Annotated in this window: 1 protein-coding gene; it reads left to right on the top strand. The window is 72.8% G+C overall.

Features of this window, described 5'->3' with window-relative positions:
• Positions 1-809 (top strand): nicotinamide-nucleotide amidohydrolase family protein (locus H5J29_RS33300; RefSeq protein WP_181784852.1); only part of this gene is annotated, 809 nt, incomplete at its 5' end.
• Between the last annotated feature and the right edge of the window lie 437 nt (positions 810-1,246).

Here is a 1,246-nt window from a genome sequence, read left to right as displayed (position 1 = left end):
GCACGGCGCGCGGGTCGCGGGAGCTGCAGGGGATGTGGCCCGCGGTGCTCGGGGCGGGGCCGTTCGCGGATCTGCTCGCCGCCGTGCCGCGCGCGGAGCCGCGGTCGCTGCGGTTCTTCGGGCTCCCCGAGTCCGAGATCGCGCAGACCCTGCGGGAGATCGAGCGGGCCCGGGACCTGTCCTCCGTCGAGGTCACGACGTGCCTGCGCCGCTCGGAGCTGGAGGTCGACCTGCACCCCCTGCCCGGGGCGGAGGACCTGGCCGCCGAGCTGGCCGACGAGATCGTGGACCGACACCGCCCGAACCTGCTGAGCGCGGTCGGCACCACCACCGACGAGCTGCTGGCCACGGCGTTGCTGGAGCACGGGCTGACCGTCGCGACGGGGGAGTCCTGCACCGGCGGGATGCTGGCCTCGCGGCTGATCGACCGAGCGGGCTCGTCGGCGTACGTCGCGGGCGGGGTGGTCGCGTACTCGAACGAGGCGAAGACCGCGCTGCTCGCGGTGCCCGCGGAGATGATCGCCGAGCACGGTGCGGTGTCCCCGGAGGTCGCCCGGGCGCTGGCCGACGGCGCGCGGGCCCGGTTCGGCGCCTCCATCGGGGTCGGCATCACGGGGGTGGCCGGGCCCGGCGGCGGGACGGAGGCCAAGCCCGTCGGGTACGTCTGCTTCTGCGTGACGACGGCCGACGGCCAGGTCCTCACCCGCGACCCGGTCCTGCCGGGGGCCCGCGGGGACATCCGGGAGCGGTCCACGGACCAGGCGATGCACCTGCTGCTGCGCGCGGCGGGCGGGCTGCCGCGGTCCTGATCGTTGGGGTCGTCCGCGCTCCGTCGTGTCAAGATCGCACGTTTCGTGCTCTGACGGCGGTAAGATCGCACGTTTCGTGCTGTGGGCGCGCTCCGCTGTTTCAAGATCGCACGTTTCGTGCTGTGGGTGCGCTCCGCTGTTTCAAGATCGCACGTTTCGTGCGATGGGCGCGCCCCGTCGTTTCAAGATCGCACGTTTCGTGCGATGGGCGCGCCCCGTCGTCTCAAGATCGCACGTTTCGTGCTCCCACAGCTGCATGATCGCGGTCTGCGTGCACTGAGCGCTGTCTGGACCGCGCTGTGCGCACACAAACCGTGATCATGGAACGCCGCCGGGTGGCTCCAGGGCCACACCCCTGCGACGATGCGGCGGGCCGAGCGGAGGGGGACCGATGGACGGCAGGGCGTTCGGCGAGGGACTCGCCGTGGGACCCGACC

The sequence above is a fragment of the Pseudonocardia pini genome (assembly GCF_013870575.1).
Classification (GTDB): domain Bacteria; phylum Actinomycetota; class Actinomycetes; order Mycobacteriales; family Pseudonocardiaceae; genus Pseudonocardia; species Pseudonocardia pini.
This window is presented reverse-complemented; position numbering and strand designations above follow the sequence as displayed.